Here is a 13,555-nt window from a genome sequence, read left to right as displayed (position 1 = left end):
TTTCCGCGTAAGCTTAAGTCGCTTCGCCAGGTCCAGCGGACTTGGCATTTTTTCTTTTTTGGCCGCGCTCTTTCCAGGTGTTGTAAAACAGTTCGAACACGCAACGGACAATGCTGGCAAATGAGTGCAATGGCCTGTCCTTCGGATACGGCGGCACGATCCAGGCATCCGCGCGGGCCAGCACCACCCGCACCAGCTCACGTCGTTTTTCCAGCGGCATCTCTTCAAACATCAGGCGAATCACGTTGGCGTCGGCGCCGATCAGGCTGACTGGAATGCAGACCGCGCCGGACTGCAGCCGCAGTTCGACTTCCTCGATGCGATCGTTTTGGTAGCGCTCGTCGGGTGTGACCAGCTTCATCCCGCCCATGGAGAGGTCCAGGGTTTCGGTGCGTGCTGAAATTCCGCTGGCATAGTGGATAATGGCCGGAATGCTGACATCGATACGAATGGTCTTGCGGATCTGGCGCGTCTCTTTGGCCACGGCAATCGCCGCCAGCAAGATGATGACGCTCAGCGACGCCCAGACGACATTAAGCAAAATAACCCGCGGGTCGACGTTGAAATAGTCATGCATGACCGCGCGCACCACGCCGGCGGCAATGCCGATGCCCAGCAATACCGCCACGATCAGGTGCGGCTTGACGATATGGAAATCAAAGAAGCCGACGTCCAGCAGCCCGCCCTTGTCGGTCACGTTAAATTTGCCGTGCTTCGGGGAAATCAAGGTCAGCACGGTGGGGATGATCAAATGGAACGCCATCACCGTTTCGTAGATTTCACCCCAGAAGGTATAACGGAAACGTCCATTCATCCGGGAGTTAATGTAGACCGCCAGGAACAGATGCGGCAGCACATAAGCGAAAATGGTGCTGGCGGACGAGGCGATAATATTCTGGTTAAACAGCAGATAGGCCAGCGGCGCGGTCAGGAATACCACGCGCGGCAAACCGTATTGGAAATGCAGCATGGCGTTGAGATAGCACAAACGCTGCTGCCATTTCAGGCCCCGGCCGAACAATGGATTATCCATACGGAAAATCTGGGTCATGCCGCGCGCCCAACGGGTGCGCTGGATAACGTGCAGTCCCAGGCGTTCGGTGGCGAGGCCGGCCGCCAACGGAACGGACAGGAACGCGGAATTCCAGCCCAGCCGCTGCAGCTTGAGGGCGGTATGGGCGTCCTCGGTAACGGTTTCCACCGCAAAGCCGCCAATCTGTTCCAGCGCACTGCGGCGGATCACCGCGCAGGAGCCGCAGAAAAAGGTGGCGTTCCAGTTATCGTTGCCCTGTTGTACCGGTCCGTAGAACAACGCGCCTTCGTTGGGGATATCGCGCGCCGCCGACAGGTTGCGCTCGAACGGGTCGGGCGAATAGAAGTAGTGGGGCGTTTGGATCAGCGCCAGGCGATCGTCGATCAAAAAGCTGCCCACGGTCGCCTGCAGGAAAGCGCGGGTGGCGACGTGGTCACAGTCGAATACGCAGATATACTCGCCTTTGGTCACGGTCATCGCATGGTTCAGGTTACCGGCCTTGGCGTGTTTGTTATCGTTACGGGTGATATAGCCTACCCCGGCGTCGGCGGCGAACACCGCGAACTCGCTGCGTTTGCCGTCATCAAGGATATAGATTTTCATCTTATCGCGCGGGTAGTCGATGCACTGCGCCGCCAGCACCGTATCGCGCACCACGTCCAGGCTCTCGTTATAGGACGGCACATACACGTCCACCGTCGGCCAGGTGGACGGATCGTCCGGCATCGGTTCGATTTTACGCTTCAGCGGCCAGGTGGTTTGCAAATAACCGAGCACCAGGATAATCCAGGCATACATTTCAGCGATAAATAAGCCGATACCTAAAGCCGCCTCGATCACCGAATTAAAATGCAGCGTTTCGGTGGCGCGCCAATAGATATAACGGGTGGACATCAAAAAAGACATTACCACCATGATGACGCTGATTAAATGGCTTTTACTGACGCCCAGCAGCAGCAGCAGCCCTATGCTGAACAGGCCGAAAATGTATTGTTTATCGCTATCCATCGGCGTGATGATGATCAGCGCGGCGACGGGCAGTAACAATAAAAGGAGTATGGAAAATATAAGCTTATTCATGCCTGGCCTTGTGCTAATTATTTGATGCCGTGATTAGGCACGGCGTAAAACTCACCGTCGCCCACTTTCACCCCGACAATAGCGGCGACCTTTTTGCTGATAAGTTCTATATCAAACGCGGCGGCGGACACCGGGCTGAATTCAATGATCGAACGTTGCGACGCATTGGCTTCAGGCACGCATTCATCACGGTGGATGGTGCCCAATAACCGATCGCCCAAACGTTGCTCAAAAAATTGCGAGACATCGCGGCTGAGGTTACGTCGCATATCACTCTGATTAACCACATAATATTCACCAAGACGGCTGTTCATCGGCGCCCCGAGGAATTTATGGTTTTCCATTTGGGGTAATAAGGAGAGAGAAGCGGTATCGGCCAGCATTACCACGATATGCATATCCGCGAAGGACTGGACGGCTTTTAACGCCGCCACCGGGCCGGGAGGAAAATCGGCGATGACCACCAGGCCGGGGTAATTTAATACCGTGTTTAATCCGCGCAGCAGAAAATGCGGATCGCGGCTGATGGAGGTTTCAAACGCCAGGCGCTGTTCTTCCTCCACCTCGCCATAAGGCAATACAAACAGATTGGCATCGGCCTTAAGGATAAACTGGCTCCAGTCCACGGCGGCGGTGGCCTGCGCCACATAACCCCGGGTATCGGAGATGGGTACGCCGAAATGTAACCGCAGCGCGTTTTGCACATCAAAATCAATCACCAGCACCTTGCTGCCGCTGCGGGCCAGGGCATAGGCAAGATTGGCGCTAACGGTCGTTTTACCCACGCCGCCCTTGGGCGAACAGACACAGACTAACGGCATAAAGCAATATTCTCTAAAAGAAGTGAAAGGGGCATATCCCTGCCCGGCCGCGTCGCCGATTGCTGGGCTTTCCGGTTAAACAGGCTATTAAAGCGCATCGCGTTGGCCGTAGCCTGGCCCGGTGATGTCGTCCGTGGGGCGGCCGGCGCGGGCCGGACATGCGTTGCGGCCTCGAACAGCGGCGTTGCGGCCGGCTGCGGCGCCTGTGGCCGCGGCGGGGTAACGGCTTTGGGCGGAGCGGCAAATTCGCGCTGTATGGCGTTAAGCAACGCCGCGCCGGCGGGCGCCTCACCGGCGGGCTCGGCGGACGGCATGGCGGGTGACGTGGCCGGCAGCGCCTGGCTGACCGCGCTCATCAGGGGCGAGGCGAAAGAGTCCCCCTGGACCGTTGCCTGCGGCCGATAGCGGGCGCTTATGTTTTGATTGATATGACCTACCGCGCGTGGCTGCTGTGTCCGTGCCTGTTGTCCAAGGGGCGTGGCGCTGAATTCTTTTTCCGAGATCGGGGCAGGCGTCGGCTGGGTGGACCGGCCCTGCTCCAGGGGATGAAAGGGTTCATCGGCGGTGGCGACCTGTTTTATAATCGCCCAATTATGCGAGGTGATATTAGGATTGCTTTCAGCGATTTCTTTATAATCAATGCTTTCCATATTGAGCTTTTCTTTAAACCGCTTAATATCATCGTAATTATTCATTTTCAACCTCGTCAGCTAAATTTGCGCAACTTCGCCAAGGAGCACGTTCTCTTTAGAAGGAGGCTACGCCCGCAGCTCGTGTTAGTTATGGTAATAGGTCTCGGTATTGGCCCAATGGAGTGCATTAGAAGGTCATTAAGACAAACTAATACAAGTTTCAAAGTTTTACAAAGTTAAATCAAATGAAACATATTTATCTGCGCTAAAATCCCGCCCCGCTTTACACAAGCGTAGGCGCTGGGAATCATTTTCTCCAATCATGACGTAGAGCGACCCTGAATAAAAGCGATTGCCGATGGAAGGTCATTATCGTCCGTTTGCGCATCCATATCGTAACGTCTGAGCAAAATGCTGCAGAAAACGTAATGTCTTGGAAAAATAATGGCGGACAGACTGTAAAAAAAAACTGATGTATGGCAATGATTGCATTTTACACAGCTGTCGTTTCCCATGCCAGCACCGTGACGGTAGGAATTGCAGGGGTAGATGTGATTAATACCCGAGATAAGCGCGCCTGCGGCGCTGCGATTCAGAATATTCTTAGGTGAAATGTTGAGATTATAGCCGGGTGGCGACAATAAGCGTTATTGAGACGAAATGCCTGTTTTAAAAAATAAAACCCTGCATGAGATAGTATATATTAGTATGCATAAAATCGCCTTAAGACCAGCGCGGCGATTTTTCGCTGTCCGAATCAGTTAAATCTGTGCCGAATGCCCGGCGCGAGGGCTATTTCCGGGATGTTACCGACGGCTTTCCCGTCAGTCGATGTAGGGCATTTAGGGTTGGGCTGAACGACGCATTGGAGAACAGTTTGCGGATCAGACGTTCATTAACGATTAAACAAATGGCTACGGTATCAGGCGTGGCGCTGGTGACTATTTGCATTTTTATCGTGATCCAGCTGTTTCATTTTGTGCAGCAGCGGCGCGAGGATTATGCCCAGCAGCTGCAAAATATTGCCATGTCGGTGCGCCTGCCTTTATCCAGCGCGGTATTAAAAGGGGACGTGCCCCAGGCCGAGCGTATTCTCAATACCCTGAAGCCGGTCGGTATCCTAAGCCGGGCGGATGTGGTGCTGCCGGACGATTTCCAGGTGCTGCATGCGGATTTCCCGCCGGAACGGCCGGTGCCGGCCCTGATCGCACGCCTGTTCAGGCTGCCGGTGGAAATCTCGGTGCCGCTGTATGCGCTGCCGCGGCCTTCGCATCCGCGCGCCCTGGCTTCATTGGTGTTGCAAGCCGACTCCTATCGGCTGTACCAATTTATCGCCAGCGCGTTTTCCACCATGATGTCCACCTATCTCCTGCTGGCGCTGGTGTTGACGGTGTCGATCACCTGGTGCATTAATCGCCTGATGGTCCACCCCCTGCGTGAAATCGCCCGCGAGCTGGAAATGCTGTCGCCGCAGGACGCCCCCCGGCACCAGCTGTCGCTGCCGGACATGCATCGCGACGATGAGCTGGGAGTATTGGTGCGCAGCTATAACCGCAACCAGCAGGTGCTGGCCGGGATGCTCGAGGATCTCAACCGGCTGTCGACCCGCCATGCCGAGACGGCGCTGCCGAATAAAAACCTGTTTACCGCCATGCTGGATTCCCGCATGGCTCTCAGGAAGGACCCGCAGCAGTATTGCCTGCTGGTGATAAGCATCGGCACGTTGCAGGAGGCCTCCGGCGTCCTGACCGAGGCGCAACGGGGCATCCTGCTGATGACGCTGACCCGGCAGCTCAAGCGGCATCTTAACGATCATCGCTTTCTCGGCCAGCTCAACCACAATGAATTCGCCGTTTTCGATCACTGCATCCAGAACGCCTTCGAGGGGATGCAGTTGGCGCAGGGCATTCTGAAAAGTATCAATGCCCCGCTAACCATCGGCAGCCTGTCGCTGCGCCCCGCCGCCAGCATCGGTATTGCCCTCAGGCAACGTAGTGAAGAGTCCGCGCACCAATTATTACGGCGCGCCACGTCCGCCATGATGTTGGCCCATGACAACGGCAAAAACCAGATCCTGTTCTTCGAGCCCAAGCTTACCGCCATGGTTCACCGGCGCATGACGCTGGAAAGCACTATCCTGGAAGGTATTGAACAAGAGCGCTGCGCGCTGTTCTTCCAGCCGCAGGTGGATATTCGCAATCGGCAATTAATTGGCGCGGAGGTCTTGCTGCGCTGGCGCCAGGATGACGGCAGTTACTCGCTGCCGTCGGATTTCATCAGCGGCGCCGAGGAAATCGGCGCGATGGTGCCGCTGGGCAACTGGGTGCTGGAAGCCTCCTGCCGCGTGCTGGCGCAATGGCGCGAGCGCGGCGCCCAGCTCCAACTGGCGGTGAATCTTTCCGCCAAACAACTGCAGGAGTCCAACCTGGTGCCTTTCCTCAAGGTGCTGCTGGCCCGTTACCAAATCGGGCCTGCCCAACTGGTGCTGGAAATCACCGAAACCGCGCGCATTACCGAATTCGAGCACTCCCTTGATCTGCTGCGCCAGCTGCGGGAACTGGGGATATTAATCGCGCTGGATGATTTTGGCATGGGTTACTCCAGCCTTTATTACCTGGACCGGTTGCGTAAGCTGCCGATTGATTTACTGAAAATCGATCGCAGTTTTATCGAAAAATTGCCGGAGGATTTGGTGATGCTGCGCATCGTCAGCGCCATTGCCGAGGTATTATCGCTGCCGGTGATCGCCGAAGGGGTGGAAACCCAGGCGCAGCTGCAATGCCTGCTGCAGCACAAAATCAACTGGGGCCAGGGCTACCTGTTCTCCGAGCCGCTGCCCCAGGGCGATTTTGAGCAGCGTTTCCTGCATCTCGCCGCCGTTTAGACCAACCGGGCGTGACCCACGCACCGGTACCCATCGCTGCTTACTATAGTTTCTAAAGTCCAACTGAAGCGTTTCAATTCTGATTTTCTCCTGTTGCCTGCCGACAACCCGCGCGCGGTGGTGTATTGGTATTTCGGGATATTTAAATCATTATCAAATCATTAATAAACTCGCTACATAATCAACTCACTTAAACGCGTATAACTCACGAAGAAGGTTGGCGTATGACATTCAACCCGTTTAAAAGTCTCTATCTGCAGGTTCTGGTGGCCATTGTGGCAGGGATCTTATTGGGGCATTTCTATCCGGCGCTTGGCGCAGACATGAAACCCCTGGGCGATGGTTTTGTTAAGTTAATCAAGATGATCATCGCCCCGGTTATCTTCTGTACCGTGGTGACCGGGATCGCGGGCATGGAAAGCCTGAAAGAGGTGGGCCGCACCGGGGCGGTGGCGCTACTCTATTTTGAGATTGTCAGCACCATCGCGCTGATTATCGGCCTGGTGATTGTTAACGTCGTGCAACCGGGCGCCGGCATGAACATCGATCCGGCCACCCTGGATGCCAAGGCGGTGGCGGTCTACGCGCAGCAGGCCGAGCAGCAGGGGCTGGTGGCGTTCCTGATGGATATTATCCCGGCGAGCGTGATTGGCGCCTTCGCCAGCGGCAATATCCTGCAGGTACTGCTGTTCGCGGTGCTGTTCGGTTTCGCCCTGCACCGTCTGGGCGAAAAGGGCCAGGTGATTTTTAACGTGATTGATAGTTTTGCCAAGGTGATTTTCGGCATTATCAATATGATCATGCGCCTGGCGCCGATCGGCGCCTTCGGCGCCATGGCCTTCACCATCGGTAAGTACGGCCTGGGGTCGCTGATACAGCTGGGACAGCTTATCGCCTGTTTCTACCTGACCTGTATCCTGTTCGTGGTGGTGGTGCTGGGGACCATTGCGCGGGTCACCGGCTTTAATATCTTCCGTTTCATCAACTATATCAAAGAAGAGCTGCTGATTGTGCTCGGGACCTCCTCCTCCGAGTCGGCGCTGCCGCGCATGCTGGATAAAATGGAGCGCGCCGGCTGCGAAAAATCGGTGGTGGGCCTGGTCATACCCACCGGCTATTCGTTTAACCTCGACGGCACATCGATCTACCTGACGATGGCGGCGGTATTTATCGCCCAGGCCACCAATAGCCATATGGACATTATCCACCAGGTGACCCTGCTGGTGGTGTTGCTGCTCTCCTCCAAAGGGGCGGCGGGCGTAACCGGCAGCGGCTTTATCGTATTGGCGGCGACCCTGTCGGCGGTCGGCCATCTGCCGGTGGCGGGGCTGGCGTTGATACTCGGCATCGACCGCTTTATGTCCGAGGCCCGCGCGCTGACCAACCTGGTGGGCAACGGCGTTGCCACTATCGTCGTGGCCAAGTGGTGCGATCAGCTGGATGAAAAACAGTTGAATGACGTGCTAAAACCCGCTAAAGCCGCCGTTAGAACCTGATAATTCCCTGCCGTTTCCTTGACCTCTTTACCGGCCGGCGCGTAGCGATACGGCCGGCAATACTTGGTTACGCCCATTTTTGTATCGTTTAGAACCCGCGCGGTACTATTTTCTTTCGTGCCGTGACATCCGCACAGGTCTGCGGTCTAACAACATGATACACTTTGCGACACGTTTTTTTCCGACGGGAAAAGTACTAATCGATGGAACGCACGGTAAACCGTCTGAGTGAGATTCACATATTTTAATGGGCAGTTATTGAGTAGGGGTTCACATGCAGGGCACCGGAATTCGTCTTTTCATGAGTGGAGTGTTACTGGCGACGGTGGGTGGCAATGTTCAGGCAGAAGCATTACAACCCGATCCCGCCTGGCAACAGGGTAAACTCAGTAATGGCTTCTCCTGGCAAGTGTTGACAACACCGCAACGGCCGAACGATCGTATTGAATTACGCTTAATGGTAAATACCGGCTCGCTGGCTGAAACCACGCAGCAGACCGGTTTTGCGCGCCTGCTCCCGCGACTGGCGTTGACGCACAGCGAAAACTTTTCCGCCGCGCAGCTGAAATCGCTCTGGCAGCAGGGCGTGGATCACGAACGTCCGCAGCCGCCGGCGATCGTCTCCTATGATTACACGCTATACAGCCTGAGCCTGCCGAACGGCCGCCCCGATCTGCTGAGAGAGGCGATGAAATGGATGATGAACACCGGCGGTCATTTAACCATCAATCCGACCACGCTGCACGCCGCGCTGCAAGGGGCCGATCCGGTAGTCACCGCCCCCGACAATGTGCGCAGCCCCTGGTGGCATTACCGGCTTAAGGGGTCGGTACTGCTGGCGCACGATCCGAGCCAGCAGGCCGCCGTGCCTGTGAACGGCCAGCAGTTGCAGCAATTCTACCAGCGCTGGTATACCCCGGACGCCATGACGTTATATGTAGTCGGCAACGTCGACAGCCGCGGACTGAACGAGCAGATAGTCAAAACCTTTTCCTCGCTGAAGGGCAAACGCGACATGCCCGCGACCATGCCTGCGCTGTCGCCGCTGGTGGCCCAACCGGTCAGCCTGATGAGCGAGAACGGCAAGGAAGATAGCCTGAAGCTGGTATGGGATACCGCCTGGCAGCCCATCCGCGACTCGCGTTCCCTGGATCGCTACTGGCGCAGCGATCTGGCCCGCGAGGCGCTGTTCCTGCATGTCCAGCAGGCATTGAAAGACAGCAACCTCAAGCAGGCCAACCTGCGTTTCGATTGTAATGTGCATTATCAGCGCGCCCAGTGCGCCATGCATCTGGATACCCCCGCGGATAATCTGGTGGCGGCAATGACGTTTGTTTCCCACGAACTGGCGAACCTGCGCAATAACGGCCTGAGCAAGGCGGAATTCGACGCGCTGATGGCGCGTAAGGCCGGCGAGCTGGGAACCCTGTTTGCCACCTACGCCCGTACTGATACCGACATATTGATGGGCCAGCGCCTGCGTTCGCAGCAAAATGACGTGGTGGATATTGCGCCGGAGCAGTACCAAAAACTGCGCAATGCGTTTTTGACCCAGCTGACGCTGCAAATGCTTAATGAAGAATTGCGTTCGCAGCTATCGCAAAATGCCACGCTGGTGCTGATGCAGCCGCAGGGCGAGCCGGAGGTCAATATGAAGGCGCTGCAGGAAACCTACGAACATATCATGGCGCCGGGGCCGCAGCCTGCAGCCGTCGACGAGAGCAAACCGGAAGTGACGGACATCCCGCCTCAGTCCTGACGCGGGCTGGACTGGAGATTGATGGCAAAGCTCTGCTCGCGGACATGATGGGCAAGAGGGTAAAGACGCCGTAAATCCGCCCCCGGAGGCCCGGCTGCGCGATTAAGGCTCACATCCCGGTGGGCCGCCCTACGGGCCAATCCCTCCGGCGTTGTTCAAATGCGCACCCGGCGTATTTGTCCCCGGCGCATTACGCTTTACTCTCCTGACCCATCACCCCCTCTCTATGCCGATATGGCGTTTTGCCAGCCCTTGTGAAGCCATATCCGCATGGTATGCCGTCGCTGCCAAACGGAACTGATAGGTTTATTTTGGCATCGCTTCGCGTGGAATGATGGCCCCACGGTACTGGATGACGGTGCTGGCGGTCCGATGGCCGCATTTGGCCGCCGAGACGGCGTCGCCGCCGGTCAGGCGCACGGCCAGGTAGCCGGCGCTGAAGGAGTCGCCCGCGGCGGTGGTGTCCACTACTTTTTCCTTCGGCAGTTTGATCGCCGGCACGTCCAGCAGTTCGCCCTCTTGGGTCGTCACCAGGCAGGAGTCGGCGCCGCGCTTGATAACGATCTCCTGCACGCCCCAGCCGCGGGTGCGCTTAATCACCTCGTCAACCGGTTGTTTACCCCACAGCATATCCTCATCATCCAGCGTCAGGAAGGCGATATCGGTATGCGCGAGGATATCCCGGTAGGCGTTTTGGGTTTCGTCCCTGCTGGCCCACAGGCGCGGGCGATAGTTATTGTCAAAGATAACCTTGCCGCCGTTGTCACGGCAGGTCTTAAGCAGGGCCAGCAGGCGTTGGCGGCTTTCTACGCTGAGTATGGCGATGCTGATGCCGCTTAAATAGAGGTAATCAAAGCCGGCCAGCTGCCGGCAGATGCGCTCTGAATCGTCGCTTTCCAGCCAGTAGCGGGCAGCCGCCTCATTACGCCAGTAGTAGAAGGTACGCTCGCCGGTTTCGTCGGTCTCGATATAATATAAACCCGGCAAACGGTTATCCAGGCGCTGGATAAGACTGGTCTTCACCCCTTCCCGCCGCCATGAGCCTATCATGTCTTCGCTGAAGCTATCGGTGCCAAGGGCGGTGACGTAATGCACGTCCAGGGCGCCAGCTTTGACCAGCCGCGCAATATAAACCGAGGTATTCAGCGTATCGCCGCCGAAACCACGTTTAACGTCCGTGCCTTTTTGGGACAGTTCAATCATGCACTCGCCGATGACGGCAATGTTTTTGGTTGTCATTTAACTGCGGGCCTGTATGAGTAAAGTGAATTGAAAGGGGTTGACGCACCTAGTCTCAACAGATTGACAGGTTCAGTCAATAGCACTGAAACGTTGTTTTAATCTTTCATGACCTGGATCGCCTCGAACAACGGCAAAAACACGCCTTTTTGCTGATGCCGCCGTGTCGGTTGCGCGGCGTACGGTTTTCCGGCCGGCTACCCGAAAGTGCTGTTCAGCCGCAGAATGGCTAACATTATAGGATCACGGCAGTTTTCAGCAATAAATCCAATCATTCTCCGGCGTCAGGTTAAAAATCCTCAACTATCATTAATGGCATAAGGCCGTTTAATGAGGAATATTGTCACCATGACCCGGACTAAAAAGACGATCTTAGGGATTGTATTGTTGCTGCTGGTGGTAGCGATTGCCATCGTTATTTTTATCGCCACATTCGACTTGAATCGCCTTAAACCCACCATCAATGAAAAGGTGACCGCCGAGCTGCACCGGCCTTTTGCCATCAATGGCGACCTGGGCGTGCAATGGTCGCGCCAGCGGGATGAGGCCGGCTGGCGGGCCTGGGTACCCTGGCCGCACCTGCATGCCGAGGACGTGGTATTAGGCAACCCGCCGGACGTGCCCGGTGATTATACCGCCCGGCTGAAACGGGTGGAGGCCAGTATTTCGCCGCTGGCGTTGCTGCATAAAGAAGTCTACCTGCCGCGCATTACCCTGTTCAGTCCCGACGCCGCGCTCAGGCGATTGGCCAATGGTAAGAATAACTGGACCTTTAACCTGGCCAACAGCGATCGGCCGCAGCAGGACACGCCGCCCTCCGCCTGGTCGTTCAAGGTGGACGATATCGCCTTTGACCAGGGTAAAATCGATTTCCTCGATCCGATAACCAAGGCCGACATCCATATGACGGTCAATCCGCTGGGCAAACCCATCCCCTACGCGGAACTGGCCGGTGCCAGCACCGCGGATAACACCACCCGGGGCGACGCCGCCGCCAAGAGCGACGGCAACGATAAGGTCGCTAAAACGGACCAGGCCGACGCCGCCGCCAAATCCGACGAGGGCGGCAAGACGGCGAAAACGGACAAGGCCGACGCCGCCGCCAAAACGGATAGCAGCGCCGCCGGCACGCCGGTCGACGCGGGCCGACGCGCCGATGACTATATTTTCGGTTGGAAGGTGACCGGCAAATATAACAACGAATCGTTGAGCGGCGACGGCAAAATCGGCGGCATGCTGGCCCTGCGCAGCTCGAACCGGCCTTTCCCGCTGCAGGCGGACGTGCGCTCGGGCGCGACCCGGGTGACCATCCAGGGCACGCTTGAGGATCCGATGAGCCTGGGCGGCCTGGATTTGCGGCTGCGGCTGGCGGGGGATAACCTGGGGGATCTGCATGGCCTGACCGGTATCGTCTTGCCGGACTCCCCGCCGTATTCCACCGACGGCCATCTGATTGCCCACTTCAAGGGCAAAGACGGCGGCCATTTCCGCTATGAAAAATTCAACGGTAAAATCGGCTCGAGCGATATCCACGGCACGCTGGAGTTTGCGCAGGGCAAACCACGTCCTTCGCTAACCGGAGAGGTGGTGTCGAATGAACTGCGCTTTGCCGACCTGGGGCCGCTGATCGGCGCGGATACCGGCACCGAAACCGGCAAGCAGAAAGCCAAGACCCAGTCGGTCCAGCCGGCGGATAAAGTGCTGCCCTACGATAAATTCGATACCGCCAAGTGGGACACCATGGATGCGGATGTCAAATTTACCGGCAAGCGCATCGAGCACGGCAAGAACCTGCCGCTTAGCGATCTCTACACCCACGTTAAGCTTGATGACGGTGTCCTGGTGCTCGACCCGCTGCGTTTTGGCATGGCGCGGGGCAACCTGAACTCCACCATCAGGCTTGAGGGTAACAAAACGCCGATGCGCGGCCGCGCGGACCTGCATGCGCGCGGACTGCAGCTCAAGGCGTTGTTCCCCGACGTGGAAGCCATGCGCAGCAGCATGGGGCAGTTGAACGGCGACGCGCAGTTTACCGGCACCGGTAATTCGGTGGCCGCGCTGTTGGGCAGCGCCAACGGCGATGTGCGCGTCCTGATGAATGACGGCGTCATCAGCCGCAACCTGATGGAAATCGCCGGGCTGAACGTGGGCAACTATGTGGTGGGCAAGCTGTTTGGCGACGATCAGGTGAAAATCAACTGCGCGGCGGCGGACCTTGGCGTTCGCAACGGCCTGGCAACGCCGCGGCTGTTTGTCTTTGATACCGAGAACGCGGTGATCAATATCGCCGGCACCACTAATTTAGCCAGCGAACGCCTGGATTTATCCATCAATCCGGACAGTAAAGGGGTACGTATCGTCACCCTGCGTTCGCCGCTGTATGTGCGCGGCACCTTTAAACATCCCGACGCCGGGGTGAAACCCGGGCCGCTGATCGCGCGCGGCGCGGTGGCGGTGGCGCTCGGCGCGGTCCTGACTCCCGCGGCGGCGTTGCTGGCGCTGATTTCACCCAGCGGTGGGGAAGAGAACCAGTGCGGGCCGATACTGCAGGAGATGAAAAATAAAAAATAAGCGCCGGCGCCGGCAGAGGGCGTTCCCTCCGATCGACATG

8 protein-coding genes are annotated in these 13,555 nt (G+C 57.1%); 4 read left to right on the top strand and 4 right to left on the bottom strand.

Translation table 11 applies throughout. The annotated features are described in order from the left end of the window. Window positions 1-13: 13 nt before the first annotated feature. From bcsA to bcsO, 3 genes are read right to left on the bottom strand one after another with little or no spacing between them, the layout of a single operon-like run. Window positions 14-2,113: a UDP-forming cellulose synthase catalytic subunit gene (gene bcsA, locus GRH90_RS17990; protein WP_162367341.1), complete on the bottom strand. Its 2,100-nt coding sequence runs from the start codon at window positions 2,111-2,113 to the stop codon at window positions 14-16. A gap of 17 nt (window positions 2,114-2,130) precedes the next feature. After that, window positions 2,131-2,934: a cellulose biosynthesis protein BcsQ gene (gene bcsQ / locus GRH90_RS17985; protein ID WP_162367340.1), complete on the bottom strand. Its 804-nt coding sequence runs from the start codon at window positions 2,932-2,934 to the stop codon at window positions 2,131-2,133. Further along, the gene (bcsO, locus tag GRH90_RS17980; RefSeq protein ID WP_162367339.1) at window positions 2,925-3,629 is read right to left on the bottom strand and encodes a cellulose biosynthesis protein BcsO; all 705 of its coding nucleotides are present in this window, start codon (window positions 3,627-3,629) and stop codon (window positions 2,925-2,927) included. The genes bcsQ and bcsO overlap by 10 nt, the downstream gene beginning before the upstream one ends. A gap of 814 nt (window positions 3,630-4,443) precedes the next feature. Here bcsO and hmsP point away from each other — a divergent pair. The 3 genes from hmsP (at window position 4,444) to GRH90_RS17965 (ending at window position 9,705) form a co-directional block, all read left to right on the top strand. Next, window positions 4,444-6,450: a biofilm formation regulator HmsP gene (hmsP, locus tag GRH90_RS17975; RefSeq protein WP_162367338.1), complete on the top strand. Its 2,007-nt coding sequence runs from the start codon at window positions 4,444-4,446 to the stop codon at window positions 6,448-6,450. Window positions 6,451-6,674: 224 nt separating this feature from the next. Beyond that, a complete protein-coding gene (locus GRH90_RS17970; RefSeq protein WP_162367337.1) occupies window positions 6,675-7,946 on the top strand; it encodes a dicarboxylate/amino acid:cation symporter in 1,272 nt (423 codons plus the stop codon). Window positions 7,947-8,220: 274 nt separating this feature from the next. After that, a complete protein-coding gene (locus GRH90_RS17965; protein WP_162367336.1) occupies window positions 8,221-9,705 on the top strand; it encodes a M16 family metallopeptidase in 1,485 nt (494 codons plus the stop codon). A 306-nt stretch (window positions 9,706-10,011) separates the two neighbouring features. Here the strand turns inward: GRH90_RS17965 and kdgK are convergent, their stop codons facing one another. Continuing rightward, on the bottom strand, window positions 10,012-10,944 hold the full coding sequence (gene kdgK / locus GRH90_RS17960; RefSeq protein WP_162367335.1) for a 2-dehydro-3-deoxygluconokinase: 933 nt from the start codon (window positions 10,942-10,944) through the stop codon (window positions 10,012-10,014). A 348-nt stretch (window positions 10,945-11,292) separates the two neighbouring features. Between kdgK and GRH90_RS17955 the strand changes: the two genes are divergently transcribed. Further along, window positions 11,293-13,515 carry an AsmA family protein gene (locus GRH90_RS17955; RefSeq protein WP_162367334.1) on the top strand — a complete coding sequence of 741 codons (2,223 nt, stop codon included), beginning with the start codon at window positions 11,293-11,295 and terminating at the stop codon, window positions 13,513-13,515. The last annotated feature ends 40 nt before the right edge of the window (window positions 13,516-13,555 follow it).

The organism is Acerihabitans arboris, assembly GCF_010131535.1.
Lineage (GTDB): Bacteria > Pseudomonadota > Gammaproteobacteria > Enterobacterales > Enterobacteriaceae > Acerihabitans > Acerihabitans arboris.
Note: the sequence above shows the minus strand (reverse complement) of the source record. Positions and strands in the feature narration are given on the sequence as shown.

What these genes read in the sequence shown, in the direction of transcription:
- kdgK (WP_162367335.1), bottom strand. Translation starts at nt 10,944, where the DNA reads ATGACAACCAAAAACATTGCCGTCATCGGCGAGTGCATGATTGAACTG.
- bcsA (WP_162367341.1), bottom strand. Translation starts at nt 2,113, where the DNA reads ATGAATAAGCTTATATTTTCCATACTCCTTTTATTGTTACTGCCCGTC.
- GRH90_RS17965 (WP_162367336.1), top strand. Translation starts at nt 8,221, where the DNA reads ATGCAGGGCACCGGAATTCGTCTTTTCATGAGTGGAGTGTTACTGGCG.
- bcsO (WP_162367339.1), bottom strand. Translation starts at nt 3,629, where the DNA reads ATGAATAATTACGATGATATTAAGCGGTTTAAAGAAAAGCTCAATATG.
- bcsQ (WP_162367340.1), bottom strand. Translation starts at nt 2,934, where the DNA reads ATGCCGTTAGTCTGTGTCTGTTCGCCCAAGGGCGGCGTGGGTAAAACG.
- GRH90_RS17955 (WP_162367334.1), top strand. Translation starts at nt 11,293, where the DNA reads ATGACCCGGACTAAAAAGACGATCTTAGGGATTGTATTGTTGCTGCTG.
- GRH90_RS17970 (WP_162367337.1), top strand. Translation starts at nt 6,675, where the DNA reads ATGACATTCAACCCGTTTAAAAGTCTCTATCTGCAGGTTCTGGTGGCC.